General features: G+C 34.1%; 14 protein-coding genes and 1 pseudogene. 5 read left to right on the top strand and 10 right to left on the bottom strand.

Annotated elements, in window-relative coordinates:
- The first annotated feature begins 168 nt into the window (after window positions 1-168).
- Together LEP1GSC059_RS14815 and LEP1GSC059_RS23440 are read left to right on the top strand one after the other, a co-directional pair.
- Window positions 169-1497: a phospholipase C/P1 nuclease family protein gene (locus LEP1GSC059_RS14815; RefSeq protein ID WP_017213988.1), complete on the top strand. Its 1329-nt coding sequence runs from the start codon at window positions 169-171 to the stop codon at window positions 1495-1497.
- Between the two features lie 553 nt (window positions 1498-2050).
- Window positions 2051-2953 carry a GNAT family N-acetyltransferase gene (locus tag LEP1GSC059_RS23440; protein WP_017213987.1) on the top strand — a complete coding sequence of 301 codons (903 nt, stop codon included), beginning with the start codon at window positions 2051-2053 and terminating at the stop codon, window positions 2951-2953.
- Between the two features lie 899 nt (window positions 2954-3852).
- Here the strand turns inward: LEP1GSC059_RS23440 and LEP1GSC059_RS14805 are convergent.
- A complete protein-coding gene (locus tag LEP1GSC059_RS14805; RefSeq protein ID WP_002180187.1) occupies window positions 3853-4557 on the bottom strand; it encodes a DJ-1/PfpI family protein in 705 nt (234 codons plus the stop codon).
- 98 nt (window positions 4558-4655) lie between these two features.
- Here LEP1GSC059_RS14805 and LEP1GSC059_RS14800 point away from each other — a divergent pair, with 98 nt between their 5' ends.
- Window positions 4656-5345, top strand: coding sequence for an HAD-IA family hydrolase (locus tag LEP1GSC059_RS14800; RefSeq protein ID WP_020981036.1), 690 nt, complete (start codon window positions 4656-4658; stop codon window positions 5343-5345).
- Window positions 5346-5745: 400 nt separating this feature from the next.
- Here LEP1GSC059_RS14800 and LEP1GSC059_RS14795 read toward each other — a convergent pair whose 3' ends face one another.
- A complete protein-coding gene (locus LEP1GSC059_RS14795) occupies window positions 5746-6762 on the bottom strand; it encodes a DUF2804 domain-containing protein (RefSeq protein WP_002180134.1) in 1017 nt (338 codons plus the stop codon).
- Window positions 6763-6878: 116 nt separating this feature from the next.
- Between LEP1GSC059_RS14795 and LEP1GSC059_RS14790 the strand changes: the two genes are divergently transcribed.
- The gene (locus LEP1GSC059_RS14790) at window positions 6879-7754 is read left to right on the top strand and encodes an LIC_13029 family protein (protein WP_002180211.1); all 876 of its coding nucleotides are present in this window, start codon (window positions 6879-6881) and stop codon (window positions 7752-7754) included.
- 651 nt (window positions 7755-8405) lie between these two features.
- Here the strand turns inward: LEP1GSC059_RS14790 and LEP1GSC059_RS14785 are convergent.
- The 3 genes from LEP1GSC059_RS14785 to LEP1GSC059_RS14775 all read right to left on the bottom strand — a co-directional run bounded on the left by LEP1GSC059_RS14785 (window position 8406) and on the right by LEP1GSC059_RS14775 (window position 13045).
- The gene (locus tag LEP1GSC059_RS14785) at window positions 8406-8996 is read right to left on the bottom strand and encodes a DUF6962 family protein (RefSeq protein ID WP_017213986.1); all 591 of its coding nucleotides are present in this window, start codon (window positions 8994-8996) and stop codon (window positions 8406-8408) included.
- Window positions 8997-9834: 838 nt separating this feature from the next.
- Entirely contained in the window at window positions 9835-10938 is a 1104-nt protein-coding gene (locus tag LEP1GSC059_RS14780; RefSeq protein WP_017213985.1) for a DegT/DnrJ/EryC1/StrS family aminotransferase, read from the bottom strand.
- Window positions 10939-12196: 1258 nt separating this feature from the next.
- Window positions 12197-13045 (bottom strand): Lp29 family lipoprotein, encoded by an 849-nt coding sequence (locus LEP1GSC059_RS14775; RefSeq protein ID WP_420323982.1) that lies wholly within the window; start codon window positions 13043-13045, stop codon window positions 12197-12199.
- Window positions 13046-14444: 1399 nt separating this feature from the next.
- Between LEP1GSC059_RS14775 and LEP1GSC059_RS14765 the strand changes: the two genes are divergently transcribed.
- A complete protein-coding gene (locus tag LEP1GSC059_RS14765) occupies window positions 14445-15719 on the top strand; it encodes a glycosyl hydrolase family 18 protein (protein ID WP_036057765.1) in 1275 nt (424 codons plus the stop codon).
- A gap of 44 nt (window positions 15720-15763) precedes the next feature.
- Here the strand turns inward: LEP1GSC059_RS14765 and LEP1GSC059_RS22265 are convergent.
- The 5 genes and pseudogenes from LEP1GSC059_RS22265 to LEP1GSC059_RS14740 all read right to left on the bottom strand — a co-directional run.
- Window positions 15764-16375, bottom strand: a pseudogene (locus LEP1GSC059_RS22265) (hypothetical protein); the annotation flags it as partial.
- A gap of 50 nt (window positions 16376-16425) precedes the next feature.
- Window positions 16426-18267, bottom strand: coding sequence for a restriction endonuclease subunit S (locus LEP1GSC059_RS14755; RefSeq protein ID WP_017213980.1), 1842 nt, complete (start codon window positions 18265-18267; stop codon window positions 16426-16428).
- 34 nt (window positions 18268-18301) lie between these two features.
- The gene (locus tag LEP1GSC059_RS24355) at window positions 18302-18565 is read right to left on the bottom strand and encodes a hypothetical protein (protein ID WP_036057733.1); all 264 of its coding nucleotides are present in this window, start codon (window positions 18563-18565) and stop codon (window positions 18302-18304) included.
- 1 nt (window position 18566) lies between these two features.
- Entirely contained in the window at window positions 18567-20147 is a 1581-nt protein-coding gene (locus LEP1GSC059_RS14745) for a type I restriction-modification system subunit M (RefSeq protein WP_017213979.1), read from the bottom strand.
- A complete protein-coding gene (locus LEP1GSC059_RS14740; RefSeq protein WP_017213978.1) occupies window positions 20147-22948 on the bottom strand; it encodes a type I restriction endonuclease subunit R in 2802 nt (933 codons plus the stop codon). The genes LEP1GSC059_RS14745 and LEP1GSC059_RS14740 overlap by 1 nt, the downstream gene beginning before the upstream one ends.
- Window positions 22949-24147 lie beyond the last annotated feature (1199 nt).

Genomic DNA, 24147 nt, shown 5'->3' with positions numbered 1-24147 from the left:
ACACCAAAGAAGCGTGGAGACTCACGATTTTCCAAAGTATTCCAATCTTTTGTTGTGTTCGATTGGCGGATCATTCATTTTAGACGATTTTATAGATTGTCCGAAAGAAATTCGTGTCCGGGTGACTATGACAAAAAATCACCTCAATTTAAGTCGAAGAGAAAAATTATGATAGAAAATCAAAAAATTACAATTAAGCGAAAAACGTTTATTATACTCTCGTTTCTTTTTATTCTTCCAACAGCTTTGTTTTCTTGGGGAACTCATTATCTCATTATGGATCAAACGTTAGAACATCCTTCTATGAGATTTATATCTGGAGAGGTAGAATCCGAATCTTTGGATTCTTTCGTAACAAAAGAAAGAAACTCTTTAAAGATTCTATTCGACGAATTTGCAACTTGGAAAGAATCCAGAGGATCGAAACGATTTAAAAAAATTGAATTTCATCCAGAGACAGCATCGGTTGTAGAATTTTTAAAAGCCGCAAGGCTAAATCCCACTACTCGATTTTTAGAAGTAGAAAGAATTCTTCCCGGTTCAAAACCAATGATTGGAAACGTTCCAGTCGCCTCGATCACTGTTTATCTATTAGATCATCCAGAACTTCCAGCAAAGTTCCAATCTGCGATTGGAAAAAAAATCAAACCTAGAAACATTCTCTATACTTTTATCGATGAACCAGATTGGGGAATGGATCATAATCTTTGGAGTTTTCAAGAATATGGATATGGAAAACAACCCTATGGAAAGGCGGAAGGAGAAGGCAGTAAGGCTCCTTTTCACATGCAATTCCAAAATGAAAATTGGATCATTTCCCTTTTTGCTCCCGAAGTTGTAAAAGGTGGAATGATCTTGGACCGGATCGAGCTGTTTTCTCGCCTTTCTAAATTGGCGGGAAAAACGGGACACGATTATTGGAAATATCGTTTTGCTGCTTGGGCCTGTCATTATATCCAAGACATAGGACAACCGTATCATTCTAAAGCAGTTCCAGATGCAAACTTCTCGTATTACGCCCGTTATATCTTTTCATCAAAAGAAACAAAAAAGGACATGAAAGTCAAAACCACTCAACTTGTAACCAATCGACATTTTTTGTACGAAGATTTTATCTCCTACAATTTAATAGACTTTTATAGAAATCCAACTTCGACTACCAGGACCTTAACTGAATTTTTAGTACAAAACCCACAAGATTTTCATCCCTTTTCGTCTAACGAAGATTTACTGAAGTTCGTAGGAAAAGAAGCTTCCGATCACGCTTTTCAAATTAATCGAACAATTATAGACACGTTCGGGGAAAAATATACAATGAAACCTGAATATGATTTAGAAAAGGAACTCGGAACCAAAATGAAGGAAATTATTCCCACATTAAATCCCGAAAAAAGAAATCTTCTATTACAAGAAGCTGGCAAAGATATTTCTCTAACCGGTTTTGCAACCAGAGAAATGTTACGTTTGCTTTTACAGAATTCTAATCATAAAAATTAGATCTCAGCGGCAATATTTGTTTTTCGGTTTCGACAAATGTTTTAAAAACTTATCCGGAAATCTCAAAGAAATCATCTTGAATCTTTTAACAAACTATAGTAATTCTTACAGATTAGGTTTGTTTGTAACTGTTTAAGAATTTTTGAATGATATTCTTTTATCAAATGCCGGGTATAATTCGTAAATTTTTTATAAAATGCAGTAGTTCCTACAAATCAGGTTTCATTTAGCAATTTGCGAATTTTCGAGCAATTTAATTTTTGGTAGTAGTTCCCACATTTTTGTGGAACTCAATTTAGACGCTCTCTCAGTGTCTCGCTTCTATGGTCGCTCGAAGTAACTCAGCAAACACCTCTCTATGGATCGGTGTTTAGGATTTGGAAAAAATTCCGAGTATAACGTTTTATATGCAAAAATTACTACATTTAGATTTTTTACCGATAACTATATAATGAAATATTCAATATTTTGCAAAGAAACAGAACTTTGCGATAAAACTTATGATATTCTATTAGATAGGGATCTGTAATATTTTCCACCAAACTCAAATTAAATGCAAAAAGAATTTATCTTTTATAAAAACTATAGAGAAAAAGAAAAACTTAGAGAAGCGTTTTTTCAATTTACTCCCAAAGCGCTTTATGGAGCTGATTTTCGTATTTGGCATCGACTCGGTTTTTGGGAAAATTCCTATATTCCTTATTCTTTTTTTAAAAACGAAATCATGGTATCAAACGCATCTGTATGTGAAATGAAGATCGTATTAAACGGAAAAGAACATAACGCTATTCAATTGGCAACAGTTGGAACTTTGCCGGAATATCAATACCAAGGCCTTTCTCGCAAACTCATTGAACGTATATTAGAGGATTACGAATCTAAAACTCCATTTTTCTTTTTATTCGGAAACGAAAACATATTAGATTTTTATCCTAAGTTCGGGTTTCAAAGAATAGAGGAATCTTGTTTTGTTTGTAAGAATCTAGATCGGTTTCGCAGAAAAAAATCTTCTCCGAACTTTCAAATCTTGAACCCAAATTCAGAAAAAGATAGAATTTTATTTCGCAGAATTACCTCTTCTTCTAAACCGACTACAAATCGATTTGGCGTTATACAATATGGATTTATTTTATCTTTTTATTGGATTTATGCGTATCCGGAAAATTTCTATTATTTTCCGGAAAGCGACTCTATTTTGATTCTACATTTGGACGGAAAAGTTCTATGGATATATGATATTCTTTGTAAAAATTCCTTTTCCATTTCTGAATTTCTTTCGGATTGGATTTTAGATGATTTAGAAAAGATCCGTTTTGGCTTTTGTCCGGATCAATTCGATTTTGCAGATTTAGAGATCGAAAACTTTCCTACTCAAACCGATTCTCCATTGTTTGTAAAAGGTTTTCAATCGGCTCTTAAATCTAGTTTTTTATTTCCAATGTTGGCACGCACTTAGTTAACGTGAATTAAAAAAATCAAGTCTCAGTTCTGGTAAATAAATTGTATATAAAAAACGTAATACGATATTTCGACTTAAGCTTCAATATAGAACGCGATTCATAGAGAGCGTTCTGTTTTAGTTCACCGCATAGATCCCTTTCGCAATTATATTAAATTTATATTACTGATAATTAAGTACTGTTAATTTTAATCGTAAAACCCTATTTTAATACGAAATATTGAGAACTTTATTATATAATTCTGAATAATTAACGTGAATTCAATATAAGAAATTCATTTTTCTGAAAAAGTTAGATTTTTAAACTTTACGGACCCGATTTCTAAAATGTAGGAACTTACGTACAGAGTGAATGTTTAAAAATTCGTAATATTATTTAATCTGTAGGAACTATTACTAATCGCAGTTTTACAAACAAATTCTAAAATTGTAGGAACTCACATTTTTAAAAAATTCTTTTGTATTTTCTTACGTCGAATCTATGTTAAATTAAAATAGTAAAAATGATAAAATCAATTTAAAACTTGCAGCTTTTTTAATATTCTAGAATCTATTCCACCCACATATCAGAATTACATCAAATGATAGAAAATCTCATTTCGGAATTTATAATAGAGTTTTTGAAAAATTTTATAGTGATGATCAATAAAACTGCTTCAATCGACCGTTTCCATAAAACAGAAACTAAGTGGCGATTCATTTTTCAACAACTCTAATTATAATCTCGGCTTCAAAAACCAATTTATAGAAAACATAGAAAGAAGTTTTATTTCGATTAACCTATATTAGTCGAAAAATAAAATACGTTTCATAACATCTCCATCGTTTGGAAATTTAAATTTGCGGAAGTTCCTACATATTTTATCACATTATAAATTCATTATAGTTTTCGAAAGTCAGGATTTAGGCCAAATGTTTTTAGAGGTTAAAACCCGAATAGCTGCCGCCTTTCTACGATTTTGTGTGATTTCTCGATTTGATTTTACCTTCTCAACTAAATGAGAAGTAGCTATGGTAGGATGTCCCGAAGTAAATGGAGGAGCCGGATTGTATTCAATCATAAGTTGAATTTCCTCAGCAAGTTCAGAACCAAAAAATTCCGCAGTTAAAAAAAGAGCAAAATCGATTCCAGCAGTAACACCTCCTCCGGTAATTCGATTGCGATCTTTAACAAAACGTTCGCCAGAAATCTGAACCGGAAATAATTTTAAAACATCTAAAGATAACCAATGAGTAGTGGCTTTATAACCGTCAAGAAGACCGGCAGAAGCAAGAAGCAAAGAACCGGTGCAAACAGAAGTAATAAATTTAGAATTTACCGTTTTTCTTTTGAGAAAATCCAAGATAGCAAATTCTTCCATTAGAAGAGTGATTCCGGGACCACCAGGTACAAGTAAAATGTCAAGATCTGGACAATCTGAAAAGTCGAAGTCAGGAATCAATTTCATACCTGATTCCGACTGAACGGGATCTTTAGATTGTGCAAATAAAAATATTTTTACATTCGGGATTCTTGAAAAAACTTCATAAGGCCCTGTAAAATCGAGTTGAGTAACTCCTGAGAAAATAAAAATTCCGATAGAGAAATTAACATTCGGCATAAATTAAGAGGATAGATCTTGTAAAGTGACTTACAAGCATTTTTAATTTTAAAATTCTTACGGAGATACAAAAAATCGGGAGTAAATAAACTAGGTCTGTGAATTATCAAAAATATTTATTTTTAGATGTAGGAGATACAATTCTTCATCTAAAAAAATCCGCTGGAGAAACATATCTCGAAATCCTCTTACAAACAGGATTACAAAAAAAAGAGAATGCTGGAGAAACTTATAAAAAAGCATTTATCGAGTCTTGGCAAAAGATGCAAAAAAACGCTCCACCGGAACATAGAGATAAATACCAATCTCATCCAGGAGGAACTCCAGGTTGGTGGAAGGAATTACTTGAAGACTTTTTGAAAAGAGTTCCAGACCAAGTCTCAATTGAAAAAGCGTTTCCAATTATATATCATAAATTTGCAGACCCGGAGCTATGGACTTTGGATCCGGGTTTTTGGAAACTTAAAGATTATTGCAAAAAAGAAAACTGGGGGCTCGGAGCAATTTCAAATTGGGACCACAGACTCAGGGCTCTTTTAGAAACAAAAGGAATATTAGAGTATTTGAATCCTGTAATTGTAAGCGCCGAATTCGGATACGAAAAACCTTCTCCAAAAATATTTGAAGAAGCAATGCGTTTGGTGAGGCTTTCGGGTGATTGTTTGGTTTACTGCGGAGATAAATACGAATTGGATATAGAAGTACCAAAATCATTAGGCTGGAGATCTTATTTAAAAGGAAAAAAAGGAGATCTGGAAACTTTATCCGAGTTGATCCAATTTTTATAAATTGAATCTATAAAAAAAGAACAAAAACCGCGTATTTCTTGCAGTCACAATATTATACTTCATTTTTTTACTCAGAACTATATAAAAAACTAATTCAATAGTTTATAATTCAATAATGTAACTTCGGAGAAAGAAAACAAGGGCGAATCCGGCGTTGCCGGACCGCGCCTTCAGCTCCAGTCAATAAATTGCATGAAAGAAAGGTAATACTATATTTCGTCTTTAGTTACAATTCAGAACACAATCCCATAGAGAGCGTTTGCTGGTTTCTCTACGCTTCAATCGCTTTCGCATCGAATTTACTTTATCTACAAAAAGATTCAATACCATTTCCTCAACTCCTTTACACTGAATTTTATTTATTATAATAAATTATAATATACTAAAATTTTAATTCAATCTACCAAATGGAGCGATGAAACTCTGTAAAACCGTAAACGTCTCTAAAAGAAACATTTTTTTCTGCAGAGCGAAATTTACCCGAAAATTTCCCAACAAATTGTCTGAAATACAATTTAGAAACGATTAAATTCATTTTATCTTTTCTTTCTCCTTCCGGAATGAATGTGAGATTTACGAAGCCGTCCTCGTCATAAATCTTCCAAGGTTTGGTTGGATCTTTTTGAGAAAAATCGAAAATCACTCTGGAAATTCTTTTTCGTTTCCGATTGATCCAAAATGCGTTTTCGGAAAAAAAGGTTTCGTTTACTAAGGCAGCAAAGTTAGCGCCGATTGAAGTTCGATTGGGAAGAATTGCACCTAATGCCGCCCAGTACCAATTGGTTTCCTTTCTAAGATAACCTCCGGACCAATCATAAAGGATTGTAGTTTTTTTACGATCGAATTTGAGAGGTTTACCTTTATAAGAAAGTTCTAATGAATTTGGAATCAAAGGAGAACATTTTTCAGTAAAAGTCCAATGAGTAGGTTCAGAAGGATTTAGGACCCTCAAAGGAGAATGACTTTTAAGGCCGAAGTCTGCTTGGAATTGAAATTGCAATTTATTTCCTAAAGAAGCATTTACGTCAAGTTTACCTTTAGAATGTGATTTGTATATATTTAGAAAAGAATTTCCTTTTTGGAATTGTATCCTATATTCATCCGGGTTAACTGGAAATTGTAATCCGTTTTCGTTATCTAAACCTTTGGTATCAAACTCAAATAAAATTCCATCTTTGTAATGATACAAATAAGCAAACACGTTATATACATACCCAAGGCTGACAGCAGCAAAACCAATTAAGAATTGGTCTGTGATAATTCCGATATAATTGAATTTTTTAAATGCGAAACGTTTTCTAAATCCGCTTATTTCTTTACCAAAAAAATCTAACAGCTGAAATTCTTTATGATTGAATTCAACCGGACCATCAAATACTCCGTAGTTGACTTTATTTTCAGTACCAATGATTTTCATTTAGATCGATTAGATTAATACAAAAGGTTTAAAATGCAATGTAAAAATGTTATTATATACAATTTCGCTTTACTTTTCTTTTTTTTAGATCAGCATTGGCCTCCAATTCAAAACCCATGGTAGAAACAAAAAGCCAGAAATCTTATAGCCTTGATGAGGCCGATCTTAAAATTCTAAAATCTAAAAAGACATCCCGTGAAATTTCTATCTTACTTTATCGAGTTCTTTATAGAACGGAAGAAGTACAACAAGGTACGGTTAAAGTTCTAAAAGAAATGTTATTGAGAACTCATGCCAATCATCCAGATTTATTTCCAATTTTAAACCGAACTCAATTTACCAAAGATATGATCGATCTTTACAAAACTTCTTCGTCTTTAATTTCTGATAAGTTAGAATCATTCTTTAACGCGGTTCATATATCTTTTCAAAACGAGATTCTTTATCTAGTTGGCAAATCCGTTCAATTTTCTTTCGATATTATATTTGTCGTAATCGAAACGATTTTAAATGAAATGAATCTTCCCGAACATGAAAGAACCGTGAATATGAAGGACAGGGAAACAATTCTGAAAAATTTCAGAGCTTACAACGATCTTTCCAAAATCTTTAACAAAATTGGAAATACAAAAGTAGTGATCGATAAAAAGGATGATATTATCACCGAAATTTCTATTCTCCATAAAGACATCACGATCATATCGATAGAAAGTATGTTTCGTCATATATTGGCTCAACTCTTACTTTCTAAAAAATATAACTGTGGAAATTTAATCGAAAAGTGGGCTCAAGAATACGGAATGGAAGATAATATTCCTTCGATGAAACGTGTAATACCAGAAAAAACTTCTCTTACGGAATTCAGACTTCAGTTTACAAACGCAGTCAAAATTCTAAAAGAAGAGAATGAAATGGATCTGATGTTTTTAAGAACTTTGGCAAATTATTATTCTTCGTGGGTAACTCAGGTATCGGAACAAATTCCATCTTAATTAACAACATAATAATATTATAATTTTTTTAATAATCAAAGCATTATGTAACTCGCCTTAGGAAATTTTTAAAAGCACGGTTCTTTCGAGAAAAATCATAAAAATGATGGCTTTCGTTTTAGATTTCAGCAATATTGTATTCTTCTACTTGAGGTTTCTTGAACCAATCTAATTTTGATGCAGAGATTTTTAGATCACTAACGTGAATCCGGCCTAAAAAAGTATTTTCTAAAAGTAGGAATCACTATAATTTTAAAATTTGCTTGTAAAATCGTAATTTGTAGTTGGTTTTCACAATTCAAAGTTTTACTGTAAAATTCAAATCTGTGAAAGTTCCCACAAATTCAGTCTTATTGAGAATTTTTAAATAATAGAGTTGAAAATTCCATAGTTAAAATTAATAAAACTGCTTCAATCGACCGTTTCCATAAAACAAAAACTAAGTGGAGAATTTATTTTTTAACAACTTCCCTACAACTTTAGAATTGGTTGGTAAAATCGCGATTTGAGGTAGTTCCCACATTTTAGAAATTGATCCACCCCAACTCTTTTTAGAAAAATGAATTCCTTACGCCGAACTCACGTTAAATAATATTTTTACCGTTAAACCAGTGTTAGTAGTTCCCACATTTTGAAGTTTTGGAACAAAAACTAGTTCAATCGTTTGAGAGAAACACTTAGAGAAAAAACCGCAACGGCTAAAACAACGTGAAAAATATCTACGTTCAAAATCGGTCCCCTAGAACCAGTTGTTCCAATCACAAGCCCAGCAAGAATAAAAAGAATCGCGCCTAAAATTCCATACAAAGCCGGGACTTTATTTTCTCCAGAGTTTTTACGAATACAGACAAGAATTGCAGTAATCATAGAAATTCCGCCTAACGCAGTAGATAAGATTGGAAGCGGAAAAACATAACTAAAAATCAAACAAAGAAACAACAAAACTCCCACAACTGGATAAAGATTATTTTTTTGCAACTTTTTGATTCCAATATGAAAAAAACCAGTCCCAATCAATGGCACTCCCACAAAAGAAGCCAAGCTTACGGTAAAACGATAAATCGGATCTAAAACTTCGATTCCTAAAAAGTGAATCGTTCCTAAACCGGCAGAAATTCCTATCATAAGAAATCCTATAAAACCCGTTGATCTTGGATAAGAAGTTTCATTTCTGATTTGAATCGCAACAATGATGGATACAAGACTTAAAATAAAATCGGAAAAAACAGTACTCAATTGCATGGAAAATGATCCTTGTTATGGAAATAAATTTTGCAATTCTTTTTTAAAGACAAACGACCATATTGTGTAATTTGTTTAAATAAATCTACATATTTTACGCCAAGATAAGCTTATATGCGTAATTTAGAATACGGTTTTTGGGATCAAAAATTATAATTTAGATTCAATAATAAATTTCATGAATCATACTACTCAGAACTACATAATAAAGTACCAATATTCTGCATTTAATTTATATGAATTCGATATAACGCAAAAGGGATCGATGCGGGGAACTAAAGCAGAACGCTCTCTATGAATCCGCGTTCTATATTGAAACTAAAGACGATATATCGTATTATATTTCTTGCATTCAATTTATTTACCAGAGCTGAGAGCCCGGTCCGGCTGTCTGTGGCAAAGCCGGATTCGCCCCGATTTTTTTACGTCAGCCAGGGTTCACGTTAATTAAAGTTTATGATAAAATTTAACGGTTCTCAATTTTATAAAAATTAGTAACAAATATTCTCTTCATAATTACTGGCAACTTTACTACAAAATAAGTCATTTCGCAGATCTTTCATCAATCTGTGGATTATAAGGTTTTAAAGAATTCTTTTAGAGAACTTTTATAAAATTATAAAATCTAAAAAAACATTTTTATTACGAGAACTTATCAAAATAATAATAGATTTGTTAAAAAATTCCATAGTGGTGTTTAACAAAACTGCTTCAATCTACCGCTTTCATAAAACAGATGAGGAATTTATTTTTCAATAACTCTATTATGGATTTATCAAAAAGATAAAATGTACAAACTATTTCAAAAAAGCCGTAAATTCCGGAATAGCCAGATCGATTAATAAATTCTACGGATTGCCTGGGAAATTCTTTGAATATTATCCTTTGTTAAATTAGGATAAATTGGAATACAATGACCTCTTTGAAAGAGCCTTTCTCCATTTGGGAAATCTGTATTAGGAAGTTCTAAAATATGATGAATCGGTTCTTCCATTACTTTTTGGGTTCCGATTTGTAAAGAGCGAAAATATCTTTCCACTTGTTCGTAACTTCCAGGAGCAAGAATAATAAAACGATTGAACGTATCTAAATTTGGATCTCCGTACCAAGTTTTAACTGAAGTTCCTGAGATCGATTGTAGATAAACTTGTGCGATTTTTCTTTTTCTTTCTAAGATGATTCCAATTTTGGAAAGTTGTTCAATTCCAAGCGCTGCTTGGTAGTCGATAAGATTATAATCTAACTTAGGTTGTCCTTCTTTTCTTTGGTATGGCTCCTTACCTGTTTTCATCGCTCGAATTTTTTTAGCCAGTGGTTCTTGATCTGTAATGATCATCGCACCGTTTCCGGTTGTGATCATTTGATCTACGGAAAGTCCGCAAACGGCAAGACTTCCTTGTTTCCCCGGAATGAAAGTTGCATTTTGTGCGCCTAAAACTTCGGAAATATCTTCGATAACTGGGATCCCTTTAAAGTCGTAACGTTTTGCATCTACGATGGACCCAAAAGAATGATCTAAAACAATCGCTTTAATAGAAGGATCTATTAATTTCTGTGTAAGTTCTTCCGAATTAAGATGAAAAGAATTTTTATCCAGATCGATTACAACCGGAGTCGCTTTTAGAAGAAAAATGGCGTCAAGCGCCGAAACGGGTGCAAATGTAGAAAGTACAACTTTGTCCCCTGCTTGAACATCCAAGGCAAGTAGTGCAAGATGATAAGCAGAAGTCAGATGATTTGTGGAAATAACTTGTTTATAACGGAAAGTGGAAGCAAATGCTTTTTCAAAACGTGTAGTTACATTTCCGGTTGTGAGATGGTCTTCTACAAGACATTCTAAAACCGTTTTCAAATCTTCTCTGGAAAGAGTAGGCTTATGAAATTCAATTTCTGTCTTTTTTTTAGAATTCTTTTCTAGAATTTCAGTTTCGCTACTGCTCATATCCAACTAACTCAGTTTCTGATAATTTTATTATGTCGCATTATGTATTTGAATTCGATCTCGTAAAGACCTTTTTCTACATATTATAGACATAAGTTATGATGGGATCAAAAAAGTACAAGAAAAATCTTGTCCTACGACTGAAATTTTGTGGGAACTACTGCATTTTAAAACTAAAACGAACCAACTTTTTAGAGCCCGTCCAAAACCTTACAATGAATCATTTTTTAATCTTTGATAAAATGTGGTAGTTCCTACAAAACCGGTCGTATCGCATGATCTACAAGCTTTTAGTATTTTTTTGTTATTTTAACATGAGTTCAGCGTGAAAAATTCATTTTTCTGAAAAAGTTGGGATCTGAACTTTATCGATCAGTTCCTAAAATGTGGGAACTCATACAAAAAATATATGTTTAAAAATTTGTAATGTGACTTAATTTGTAGGAACTACCGCAAATTGCGATTTTACGAACGAATTCTTAAATTGTTAGAAATCCACATTTTTGTGAAACTAAAGCGCCTCACTTCTATTGGCGTTCGAGAAACTAAAGCGTCTCACTTCTATTGGCGTTCGAGAAACTCAGCGTCTCACTTCTATTGGCGTTCGAGAAACTCAGCGTCTCACTTCTATTGGCGTTCGAGAAACTAAAGCGTCTCACTTCTATTGGCGTTCGAGAAACTCAGCGTCTCACTTCTATTGGCGTTCGAGAAACTCAGCGTCTCACTTCTATTGGCGTTCGACAGGCTTTTGATTTTAGCAATGGCTCCACGAATTTGGAAAATACGTCCTTTTATTACAAATGTGTATGAAACTAATATTATGAGCTTGTCGAAACAATCAAATGTAGGATCTCCTTCAAAAAATAACTATATTCCGAAATAGACACAATTTGTAAAAACTTCGCATTTTTCTCCAAGCCCACGATCATTTTTACACCCATTTTCATGTGTCCGAATGGTAAATGAGTCATTTAAGGAAAATGTTAAGTCAAAATTAAACTATCGTAATAATGGAACTGAAAAAATTCAGGCTCTTGAGTGAGTTCATTACCGATAAAAAGTTAAACACAACCGGAGTTGTAAACTTCGAGAACTCGACCAGATCCAATCTAACTACCCTATTGCCAAATTGCGAAAAACAAAAGAACCATGATTGCCCATGTAATTTGAAAATAAATTATAATTTATATATATTCTAAAAAGATAAATTACTACTTCTGTCTTTTGAACAAGTTTTCTCGTAAAAACTTATAAATTTTCACTTACGAATTAAGGACTGAGTTTGTATAAAGCTCACTATATCTGATTCAAATTGAGGCCCGTATTCTTGATAAACAAATTTAGGAGGAGAGGTGACTTGTTTTAAAGCGTTACATCCCATCCTACTACATTCTTTCGGAACGGATGAAACCCATATTGCACCTAAAACGGAATATCCATGATTGTACTTAATGGATGTAAGTTGATTTAAATTTTTATCATAAATTTTGATTTCGGTTCCAGCTTGTAAGGAAGCATAACTTGGAATCAAACCAAAACTTATCACGGAAAAAACAGAAGAGAATAATTGAATTACACTACTTCCGAAATGTTTCGGTGTTTGAAAAGCAGGAGTATGAATTCCCAACACATAATAATCAGTTCCGATATCTTTTAACTTAAAGATACGTTCTTCACCTTTTTTTTCGACACTTGTTACGTACGTCAATTCGAGAACGCCGCTTTCTTTCACTTCATTTAAATAGTCTTGGACAAACTTTTTTACCTTATCAGAAGAAACGTCCTTTCTATAACCGACTGATTTTAAATCAGACGCATAAACTCCATTCTGAAATTTGAATATAGTTCTGTCAGGATAAACCAAATTTGCAGTATAAACACGAGTTTCAGTAGAAGATTTAGTAATTTCAGTCTCATAAGGACGAAAACCTATATAAGTAATTTTTACTTTAGATATAATTGGAATTGAAGTATTTTCCGAAATGTTCTTTTGCACGTAATAACGGTAATTACATTTTAAAAAAGTAAAAATCATTATCAGAAAAGTCGAAGAAACAAAAATTTCCTTCCAAGAAACATGTATCTTTTTTTTCTCTAACTTGGTTATACAGTTCATTTCTCGCTCTAAAAGTAAATTTGGATTTGTTTTATGAATCATTTAGTTTAACTCCATTCAATCGAAGTTGAAAAATAATCACCTCTATAATAAACTCTCTGAAATAAAAACAAATCGACTGTTACTCAGAACTATAGAATAGAATACCTAAAATTTTGTTCTCGAAATAGAAATTCATTTTTAAAATTTACGATACTCTAATATATAGGATAAGTAATATTATATAAAAGTCCCTAATACTTCGCACTTAAACGAGCTTTTGTGATAAAAGTTCGCGATAATCTTTTAGAACTTGTCCTAAAACCTCAAAGAATTTTTTACACGATCATTCTTTAGAAATTTTTAATAAAATGCAGTAGCTTCACAAATTAAACCGCATTTGGTAATTTGCGAGTAGTTCTAATATCGTTACATACTTCGTAGTAATTCACACATTTCTATGAATTCAGCGCCTCGCTCCTATGGGCGTTCGAAAACTCAGCACACACCTCTCTTTGGACCGATGTTTAGATTTTGGGACAAGTTTTTATAATAGTTCTTAGGAATCCCTAAAATGATTCTAAAATGAATCCTAATTTTTTTTCAACTTAGATTTATATTCTGACTGGCCTATAACTTGAATAAGGGAACTAAAATTCCACAGCACTACCTTGGTACTACATATAAAGTATCCAAAATTCTGCTCCACAACAGATCTTTGTAATAAAAATTTAGGGTATTCTATTTTATAGAAAACAGTTTTGTCAAAAGCTTGTAGCATTCTATTATGCAAAAATAAACAAAGAGTTGAATGCGCATGTTTTAAAATTTTAAACTCTCAAAAAACTGATAAAAAAGAAAATCTGAACTTTATTTTTTATCTTTGAAAGAATTAAAACATAAATCAGTCTAAACCCAATTTCCATCATAATGTTTTACAGAATAAAAGGTGTCTTAGAACAATAAGAATCTGTATTTTGATAAAATATAAAGTATTTTTGATATATTTTATAGAAGTAAAATAAATATATTATACTATTATAAAATATAAATTCTTCTCAAACAACTTATAAAGACCGATTAACTTGTTGTATCTTTTTTAATTTTATATTTAGTTTTATAAAAAATCTTAAACCACAAAATATTTGTTCGAGTTTTTCAGATTTTATCCCCAAGCCCAGTTGTAGAAATTAACACATGAATTTAATGAAAAAACACAATTCAAAGTTCCTACTAAATGTTATTATAATAAAATATCCAAAAATTCTACGCTAAAGCAGATTTCGTTTTAAAATTCATGATACCATTTCTTCTTTGGATACTTTCAGACTATAATTCACTTTCCAGAATAGAATCCGAATTTAAACTGACCGAAAGAATTCAATCCGGAAACAGTGTAACCGAGCTTTTTTTGAAAAAATTTCTTTTACTTTTTTTTACCTTTATCTTATTACTTTTGGCGTGGTATCTTTTTCGTATCTCTAAAAATTTTTCCGAGTTTATCAATTCGTCATACGATTTCAAAAGTGATACAAAAAAAAATGAAAAGAAATTCTTAGCATCCACTTGGTCTTCGGATATAGTCGCGATGACACAAAATGTTCATCTATATGACGAGATTCATCCCTTTCTTTATACTTTAGAAGGAGGTAGAACCAACACTGGCAATATAAAATCCATTTGGAATCATGAAGCTCAAGAATTTTATATTTGGACTTTAAAAACAATTTCCCCAAAAACTAAAATCATTCCTACGATATTTCGATGGGAAAATGATTTCGAAAAAGTTTCGGATGTTATCGGACTCAATGGAAACGTAAAAATTCGAGATTATCATATTCAACAAATCTTAAAAGAAATTGATACTTACGGCTACGACGGAATCGACATCGACTACGAAGGAATGACATGCGACAAAAAGGAAAGTTTCGAAACGTTTCTTACCCTTCTTTCTAAAGAACTAAAAAAGAAAAATAAATTATTATCAGTTGCAATTCATCCTAAAACATTCGCAGAACAGCCATTAGATTATTTTTGCAAAGAAAGCGGCAAAAAGATGCAGGTTGATTTTTATGAAGCTTACCGAGGACAACTTTCGCACGACTACGAATTTTTAGGTAAAGTAGCGGATAAAATTAAAATCATGGCTTACGAATTACATCCTAGAAAAAACGCTTTTCCGGGTCCCGGACCACAAGCGCCATCTTGGTGGATCGAAAGAATATTAGAATATTCTACTAAAAAAATTCCTAATTCTAAACTATATATGGCAATTCCAACGTATGGTTACGATTGGCCGCTAAATTGCGATATTCCATCCAAAGCGGTTTTTTATTCCCGCGCTCAATTTATCAAAACGAATTGGAATCCGAAAATCGAAGAACCTACGGACGTGATTAAAATTTATAAAAACGCTAAAAAATCAGGTGATTGGATTTATCTTCGCCCTTATTTGTATCGACACGAAGGACATATTTACGACGATCCTTCTCTTTGGTATACTTTAGGCAACTGTGATCGTGTCGCTTTTTATATAAACCGAAGGTCCTTTGAAACAAAGATGAATCTATTAAGAAAATATAAAATACGTGGATTTTCCTTTTGGCAACTGATCCAAGATAACGACCCGGAAATTCACTCTTACTTAAAACAAATAATCGAAAATCCGGAAAAATTAGATCTTTAAAAGTTTTGAACATCGACCTTACATAGTCGTCCTTGAAAAAGTGTTCAAATGGGGATGATGAATCCAGCCTTCTCAATCGACAATCCCCAACCGCTTGGAACAAGGTCTCTCTCTCGCATCCAGCTCAGGGCTTTATCTAAGCGATCTTTATATTTTTGTTTTTTAGAATCCCAATTCAAAAAGTCCTGTTTTAAAAGCTCATCCTCAACAGGTTCACCTTTGATAATTCGGTTATTCCAAACTGCATACAAAGTAGAGACGATTTCTACCTGCTCATAAGTTGCCTTTCGAAACAACTCGATCAGATTCAGAACGGATTTTAACTCTTCTGCAGAAAAATAGTTGTACGTTTTAATCGAACTCTCGTGCTTCTCTCCCCGTCTGAAAAGAAATTGTTTTCCCGTTTTGATTCTTTGAAACCAACGATCCTTTTCAATTTGTTGGAAAAAAGGAATCGTAAATTTATTATCATAAGGCCCTGCTACCTTCTGGATATAATGCTGTCCGAAATTTCTTTTAAGAATATGATATTCCGATAGGTGCAAAAGTTTTTCGAACTTTACGTCTCCGAAATGCGGATCGCTTAAGCTTTGATTGATGATATACGATCCGAGAATTTTTCTTTTTACGAAGAATTGTTCTTCTTTTTTGGATACGGAGGTGGTGGTTGTTTGATTCGCTGTCTCTGTTTGAAACTTTTCTTTTTTCAAATTCCTTTTGGCAAAATCTTAGAATCCTTCATCCTTTGAAAAACCTTCCGGACTTCCAACTCATCAAAAATCTTTTTGCGACCAGACCATTCATAGAACATTTTCATCAACAAAGGCTCGGAGAATGTTTCTTCTTGCTCGACTATATTATCTAAACAAGCATAGAGAGTTGCCACAATTTCCACCGTATCCGACTTAGTAGTCTTAAATTTCTTAATAAGGGAGAAAATCCGTTCTTGTTCCAAAGAATAATACTTCTGAAAATCCAATTGGTGTTGGCCTACATTTGCCAGGGGTTCGTATTTCAAAGGATTGTCTTTATTATACCGAAACCATTTCTTTTCTTGCAATTGCTTATCGATAGATCGCATGAACCGCGGATCATAAGGACCCATTGCCTGTTGGGAAAAATTCACCGGTAATTGCATATTCGAAGTTCGTATACAAAGATATAACAACTTTTGCAATTTCAAATGTCCGAATGTAGGCTCCTTATGAAGTTGCCACACGATCTCGGCAGCTAATACGGTTCGTTTGTAGAAGTCTACATTTGTTGGTTTTAATTTGAGAAGTTTCCCTGATTCCTGAGTAACTTTCTTTTTTAGAGTTTGTGTTTTTATAGGAGATACAGTATTTTCTTCTGTAAAAATAAGTTCTCCTCGAAATGCTTTCTGGCTTAGAGCCGTATAAAAGGTTTCAAATTCTTGCAAACTATTTTGGTAGGATCTCTTTTGTAAATCTGCTTGTATTAAAAAATTTGCGAACTGGATTTGGGCAGAAATAGGAGGAAAAATTAACTCTAATCTCTTCAAAATTTCCAAATTGATATTTGCTCTCGCTGCCTCTGGTGCATTTTGAAGCAAAATTGGTTTCCAAAATCTCAAGGTAAACTCTAAGAATAAATTATTGAAATTAGTAATCTCCATACAGTTTATTCCAACAATACTGTCAGTTGCATAAACGTCTAAGTCCAGTATCGCAGTTGCTCCAATCGTTGCCCCAACAATTGCAATTACAATGGTACCTTTTCTAAATTGTTTACTTACTTTTATCCCTTTTTCATTTAATGTTTGGGTATAGTGCCTCAAATAGCCATCTGATTTACTAATATCTCCAGTTTGGATAAAAGGATAATTTCCATCGAAGTAGGATGGATCGTTTCTTGGTCTCGGAGAAAATCTTCCTCTCTCTAAACGAGCGATATCCCCTAACCTCTTCACCTCCCACCCTTTTTCATTCTTCACAGGATCCCCGAACATCTCCAAAAACTGGCTCTTGACCAGCTCATCCAACAAACGAATGCTTTCTTTGCGTTGGGCGATCAGAGTCTCGGCTTGGGTGAGAATTTCAGCGATTTGAATTTGCTCGGAGAGAGGTGGGAGGGGGATTTGAACGATTTCAATAAACCGCCTTGATATTCCGCCGACGGTTGCACCACGGAAATCATTTAAAATTTGCTTACTCCCTATCTTCGATCTCAGGAATTGAAAAACAAATTGTGGACTAGCTATTTGTTTATCTATTTTCAAAGTAAAAACATGTTCATTGACAGCTGCTTCCTTAAAAGGAAATGCAGATGAAACAAAACTAGTTTTTCCGGTGGTAGCTCCATCCTTAACTATCAAAATGTCTTCCACTTTAATGATCCCATTAGAAAGTTCTTTATAATATTCTACAGGAATATATTTAATATTTTTTAAATTAAATCCTCCATCATTACTGAGATGCTCCGCACCGATTGAAGGTATTGCTCCAGCTATTTCTTCGATAGCTCCACCCTTGGGTCGACCACCAGATTCAAGAGATAAAACAAGCTCCGCTAATTTTACATTTTTCATGAAAATTTTATTTCCAATCTAATTACAAAAAGATTCATACCTCACCAACCAAAATCCTAAACAATCGAAGGATGATATAATAATTCGAACGCCCTAATTTTTCTTCTTGAAGAAAGCCTTCCTCACACAGTTCCTTCAAATATTTAGAGGCGGTGATCCGAGTTACTTTTAGATCCCTTTCTATAAACTCGATCTTTATATTAGAATAATAGAATAGATTACGAATTAGGTCCTGACTGTAAAACTTGCAGGAACTCCGTAAGGAGGATATGAAAACATTTTTTAAAAAAGCGAACATATTAAAGCCTGGATTTGAGCTCTTTAAGTCCGGTTTGAATCTGCACTTCCAAGATCTCTAGTTTTTCCAGAATTAGCTTGGGAGACTCGTATTCGATCTCCTCATAGACTTCTTCCTTATATTTGTTTAAAGAAAGATCGTATTTACTTTCCTCTGGTTTATCACCAACGATTTCCTGCTTTGGAACAAAGAAGGCTTTTTCCGTTCGGTTCGTATCCTTTTTTGGATTCCTAGACTGGAATCGACTGACAATGTCCATGAGATCGCTTTGTTCGATCTTAGATCTCTTATCATCCAGACTATATCCGTCAGCTTGCATCTCATAGAACCAGGTATGTTCCGTTTCCCCGCCCTTGGTAAAAATTAAAATGGCGGTGCTCACTCCGGCATAGGGTTTAAAGACACCGCTCGGTAATGTGATTACCGCTTTGAGCTCGCATTCTTCTATAAGTTTTTTACGAAGAGTTACAAATGCCTTTCCACTTCCAAAAAGTACACCTTGAGGAACAATGACTCCGGCAGTTCCTCCCATTCGAAGCATATTAAAAATTCTTTCTACGAATAAAAGTTCCGACTTTGTAGTTGGAAGCTTCAAATTTTCGTTAATATCTCCGGCATCGATATTCCCTGTAAAAGGAGGATTTGCTAGAACAATATCATATCGTCCATCTTCATTAAACTTCTTACTTAACGTATCCCTATAATCGATATGAGGCTCGTCGATTCCATGCATCATAAGATTCATCAGCCCAAGCCTTACCATCGTCGTATCGATATCATACCCATAAAAGCTATCGTCTAAAATCGATTTTACTTTTTTATCTACGACTGAACTTAGAGCCCCTCTTTCAAAGCCGTCTTCATCCAGAACAATCTTTTTAGAATCTTTTTTTCGAATATAATCCGTGAGCATAAACTGATAAGCACCAAGTAAAAATCCTCCTGTTCCACAGGCTGGATCGGCAACTCGTTGCCGAAGCTGAGGAGCCACGAGTTCCGCCATCAATTTTATAATGTGTCGAGGAGTTCTAAATTGCCCGTTCTTACCTGCGGTTGCAATTTCACTCAATAACATTTCATACACATCTCCTTGGATGTCCTGAAACGCATGTCCTCCTTCGTTCGCATCTCTCTCGATTTCGGAAAAAATCGATTCTATGATGTTGATCGTTTCCGCTAAAAGAGAAGCTTTCGGTATTATAAAAACCGCATTTTGCATATGATGTGTAAACGGAGAAGCGTCCCCGTTCAATTCTTTCAAAAAAGGAAAAACTTTGGTTTGGATATGAAGTAGAATTTCGTTTGCGGTAAAATGTTTGAATTTACTCCAACGAAGATTCTTCTTATCAACAAACTCTTTACTACCTGGAACCTTAAATTTCCCACTAAACCTGGATTTATATTTTTCTCCGATAAATTCTGCGTCTCTCTCCCGCTTGGTCTCTAAATCATCCAAACGTTTCATAAAAATTAGATAAGTGATCTGCTCGATTGCTGTTAATGGATTACTAATACCTCCGCTCCAAAAATTATTCCAGAGCTTGTCTATGAGAGATTTTAATTGAGGATTATTTTGTAACATTAAGCGGCGATTATCTTATCAGCTAATTCTATAATTTCTTCGATTTCTTTCGGGTCAAAAATTCCACGGATCCCTTCTGGGTGTAAAAGAGTGAAAGGAGATTCAATCAGATTCCTTTTATGGAGTTCGCCCTTTTCCAAGATATAATTTTTCAATACATCTAAAAACTGCAACTGGCGACTAGTCAAATAACTATGGTTCTGGATAAAAATCTCAAAAGCCTTACTTACAGTTTCCGAAAAACTCTCCAAAATCTCTATTCCAAGGATATGTCTAATGAATTGCACCAACTCAGCTTTTCTGTGATTATAAACTCTTCTCAGTAAATCAATCGTGATATGAGGGTGCTCATTATAAAGTTCTTCTGCTAACATCTCCGTTTCTACGTCCGAGATCTCCTGACCTTGTTTGATTTTTTTCAAAATAGGACTTCGAGAAACCAGTTCGTTTACTTTTTCTTCTACGAGTTCCCGATATCTCGCCACACTCAAGGCTTCGTGCGATGGCCCAAACTCCACAAATTCCTTTTCGTGAACGATATCTTGTAGATCAAATTTAGCAGGTCCTTTGGTAAAGAACTCGTCTTCGTTGAACTTCATCAAAGGAGACAATTTTTCGATCAATGTATCGAATTTGGATTCGTTTATCGTAGCCCAGAAAGAATTTGTCAGTGAAGTTTGGATCAATTCTTTTTCTTTAGCGACAATATTAACCTCAAGAGGCAAATTTCCAATCTCCTCTACTATCGATTCTTTTAAAATTTCAAACCGCTCTTTTTTTTCAGAAAGGTTCGCCAAAGAAACTTCTACAATGTTTTTCTCAAATCGCATCGCCTTAAAATCGGTCTGCGAAACGGTTCTAAAAAGTGGTTGTATAATAGAACGCAAAAACTCCAATTTTTCCCGGCTTAAATAATTCCAAAAATTTTTGTCTTCCACTTTCCGAATTTCGTTTTGAGCTTCTAAAATTACTACGGACATTTTCGGTAAGAAAGAAATTTGTCTTTGTAAATTTAAAGTTTCCTTTTGTCGGATTAAGTCCTCGCCCAGCTCAATGGCTTTCTCAACTTTATCCAACCGAAGTCCAAAAAGTCTAACGGGTAAAGGAATTTGTGAAGTCACCCTCTTTCCTTTCGGATTTAGTTTAAAGTATTCAAAATTATCCCAAAAATCTAAAACCAAGAAGGAGGATTTTTCAGGACACCAAGATCTGATCTTATCCTGCTCTAAAAGACGTGTTCCACGACCTATCATTTGCCAGAATTTTGTATATGAATAAACAGGTTTTGCAAAAACGAGGTTTACAACTTCTCTGACATCGATCCCCGTATCTAACATATCCACACTGATTGCAATTCTTGGCATATCATTCTTTATAAATTGATCCAGTAAACCGCCGTTCCCATGCACACGCGGATCTTCGCTGACCAAAACTTTCGCTATTTCACCTTTGTATTCAGGATACAAAGAATCAAAAATTTCTTCCATTCTCCTCGCATGCGATTTCGTCATACAAAAGAAGATGGTTTTTCCTGGAAGAACCCCATCAGGATCCTTTATACATTCTTCCATAAACTCCCTAACAATGAGAGAGTTTGTTCCTTTATTAATTACCGTTTTTTCAAGTTCCGTACCTTCAAAATTGATTTCAGTAATTTCTTTCCCTTCTAAAATCAATTTTTTCTGATCTGCTAATGATATCGTGCGTTTGTTTATTCCAGCTGCTTGAAACCTAGATTTAATCTTCTTTACTTGAAAATTGCATAAATAAGGAGGGATATGATTCACAGCTTCCTCATAAGAATACGCAAAAGTCGGGACCCCATCCTCGCATTCGAATAAACGAAACGTATTATGATCGATCACATCCGTCGGAGTGGCCGTGAGACCTAAAGTTATAGTATTAAAATAATCTAAAATTTCCTGATAAGTATTATAAATACTTCTATGGCTTTCATCTACGACGACTAAATCGAAAAAGTGAGGACTCAGAGATCGCCTTTCATCACGAATGCTATTCAGCATTGTTGGGTATGTGGATACATAGATCCTACGTTCGCTGGAAATCTCTTGTTCCCCACTTTTCGGCCAAATTGGCTCGTTAGGAAGATATTCCTTAAAAGCATCCAGTGTTTGTTTTCGAAGTGCAATTCGGTCCACAAGAAATAAAGTTCGATTTATCCAACCAGAACGCATCAACACGTCAACCAAAGCCACGCAGGTCCTTGTTTTCCCTGTTCCGGTTGCCATCACCAAAAGAAACTTTCTGCGCTTTTTCTCGATTGCCTCCATAACGGCACGAATCGATGCAATTTGGTAATCTCGACCGGCAATATTTGTATTAATCAACTCGCTCGCTAAAGGTTTGCGTGCATCTCTTAAGTAAGAATATCTTTCTAAATCTTCACGTGTCGGAAAACCATATACCTTCTTTGGTGGATAAATTTCTAAATCCCAAAAATAGATATCGTATCCATTTGTATAAAAACAAAATGGAAGAGGTCCTCCGTATTTTTCTTGTATAAAATAGCAATATTGCTTGGCTTGCTCTCTCCCAAGTGAAGCATCTTTAGATGTTTTTTTTCCCTCAACGACCGCGAGTGGCTTACCATTCTTACCTAATAATACATAATCACTAAATTGACGTCGAGTAGCTGATGAGCGAGCATTCAAAAATCCATTGGAATTTTTTACTTCGATGTCGAATTCTTCGATTACTTGAGTTCGGTCTTGTAAATTCCAACCGGCCTCTTGTAACCTTTGATCGATAATGTCTTTACGTGTTTCTTTTTCCGATTTCAAAACAATCTCGAATGTATATTTACTTCATCGACTAACGTTGCAAGTTCGACCAGGTTGATATTAGAGATCTATTAAATAGTTCAAGATTAAATTTTGTCAAAATTAAAAAGAGTTTGCAAAAATGAGACTTAATCATGGAAACTTGGAGAATATTATATTTACTACTCGGACGCATAAATAGAATACTTGGATTAGGTTGTTTCAATAATTTGAATGTTTTAGTCCTACTCCAAAATGCCGTAAATCCCGCATTTGCTTCATTTTTTAAGTACTGCTATTTTTTTCCCAAATTTGGCCGCTAATAACTTGGTAATATTTTCATACGTCCGAGTAGTAAAGCGATATCAAACCATTAAAAGGGGATTAATCTATTTCAATTGAGTTTTACATGCAAAGCTGATTGTGATTAACATTGAAGTGCGAAATCTATCTATACGACCTTGACTTTTAATAAAAAACTTCGGACTTTCTTCCGAAAGAAATCTTAGAAAAACTAATTCTCTTATTATCTCCTTGCGTCCCTGTATTCTCCCCACCTCAAAACTCCAAAAATTCGATGTATTCTTTTTTGGCTGGATTTTTCTGATTTTGGTCGAAGGCGACCCATTGTGTTGTTCCGTCTAACGATATCCAAAACACAAAAGCCAGACCGACTTAGCCTGGCTTTTCTTTTGATCCGAATATCCGGCTGTTTGATCGTCATTCCTTAACAACATATATCCTGCGATGAGAGAAATGTAAATGTTTTCTAAACTGAAATGTTCATTCGATTTTTTTCTGATGTTGTTGCTATTAGCAAGGCCTTGAATGTCTTCAAGACTTTCGTAATATTGTCAAGCCTCGCGACCAACCGCAAAACCGAAAGCGACAAGACCACTTCGCATGTGAGGTTAGTATCTATTCCCCACATGCGTGGGGGGTTGATTCGAGGATTTCGTATCTTTCATTTCTCGCTGACCTCTGGTATTCTCAAAAAAAGTAAAGGCCAAGCTTTTTGAGCTTGGCCTTTACTTTAGTGATGCAGCAAACCACTGATTGATTGTAGTTCCTTAACAAAATATATACTACGATAGAGAGTTTGTCCTATTTGAAATCTTCATCCGATTTCTTCCTGGCGTTGTTGCTATTAGCAAGGCCCCCGAGTGTCCTCAGGGGTTTCGTAATATGGTCAAGCCTCACGACCGATTAGTATCACTCGA

Source organism: Leptospira noguchii serovar Panama str. CZ214 (genome assembly GCF_000306255.2).
Classification (GTDB): Bacteria; Spirochaetota; Leptospiria; order Leptospirales; family Leptospiraceae; genus Leptospira; species Leptospira noguchii.
This window is presented reverse-complemented; position numbering and strand designations above follow the sequence as displayed.

What these genes read in the sequence shown, in the direction of transcription:
- LEP1GSC059_RS14790 (WP_002180211.1), top strand. Translation starts at nt 6,879, where the DNA reads ATGGTAGAAACAAAAAGCCAGAAATCTTATAGCCTTGATGAGGCCGAT.
- LEP1GSC059_RS14795 (WP_002180134.1), bottom strand. Translation starts at nt 6,762, where the DNA reads ATGAAAATCATTGGTACTGAAAATAAAGTCAACTACGGAGTATTTGAT.
- LEP1GSC059_RS23440 (WP_017213987.1), top strand. Translation starts at nt 2,051, where the DNA reads ATGCAAAAAGAATTTATCTTTTATAAAAACTATAGAGAAAAAGAAAAA.
- LEP1GSC059_RS24355 (WP_036057733.1), bottom strand. Translation starts at nt 18,565, where the DNA reads ATGTTCGCTTTTTTAAAAAATGTTTTCATATCCTCCTTACGGAGTTCC.
- LEP1GSC059_RS14805 (WP_002180187.1), bottom strand. Translation starts at nt 4,557, where the DNA reads ATGCCGAATGTTAATTTCTCTATCGGAATTTTTATTTTCTCAGGAGTT.
- LEP1GSC059_RS14780 (WP_017213985.1), bottom strand. Translation starts at nt 10,938, where the DNA reads ATGAGCAGTAGCGAAACTGAAATTCTAGAAAAGAATTCTAAAAAAAAG.
- LEP1GSC059_RS14785 (WP_017213986.1), bottom strand. Translation starts at nt 8,996, where the DNA reads ATGCAATTGAGTACTGTTTTTTCCGATTTTATTTTAAGTCTTGTATCC.
- LEP1GSC059_RS14815 (WP_017213988.1), top strand. Translation starts at nt 169, where the DNA reads ATGATAGAAAATCAAAAAATTACAATTAAGCGAAAAACGTTTATTATA.
- LEP1GSC059_RS14755 (WP_017213980.1), bottom strand. Translation starts at nt 18,267, where the DNA reads ATGAAAAATGTAAAATTAGCGGAGCTTGTTTTATCTCTTGAATCTGGT.
- LEP1GSC059_RS14745 (WP_017213979.1), bottom strand. Translation starts at nt 20,147, where the DNA reads ATGTTACAAAATAATCCTCAATTAAAATCTCTCATAGACAAGCTCTGG.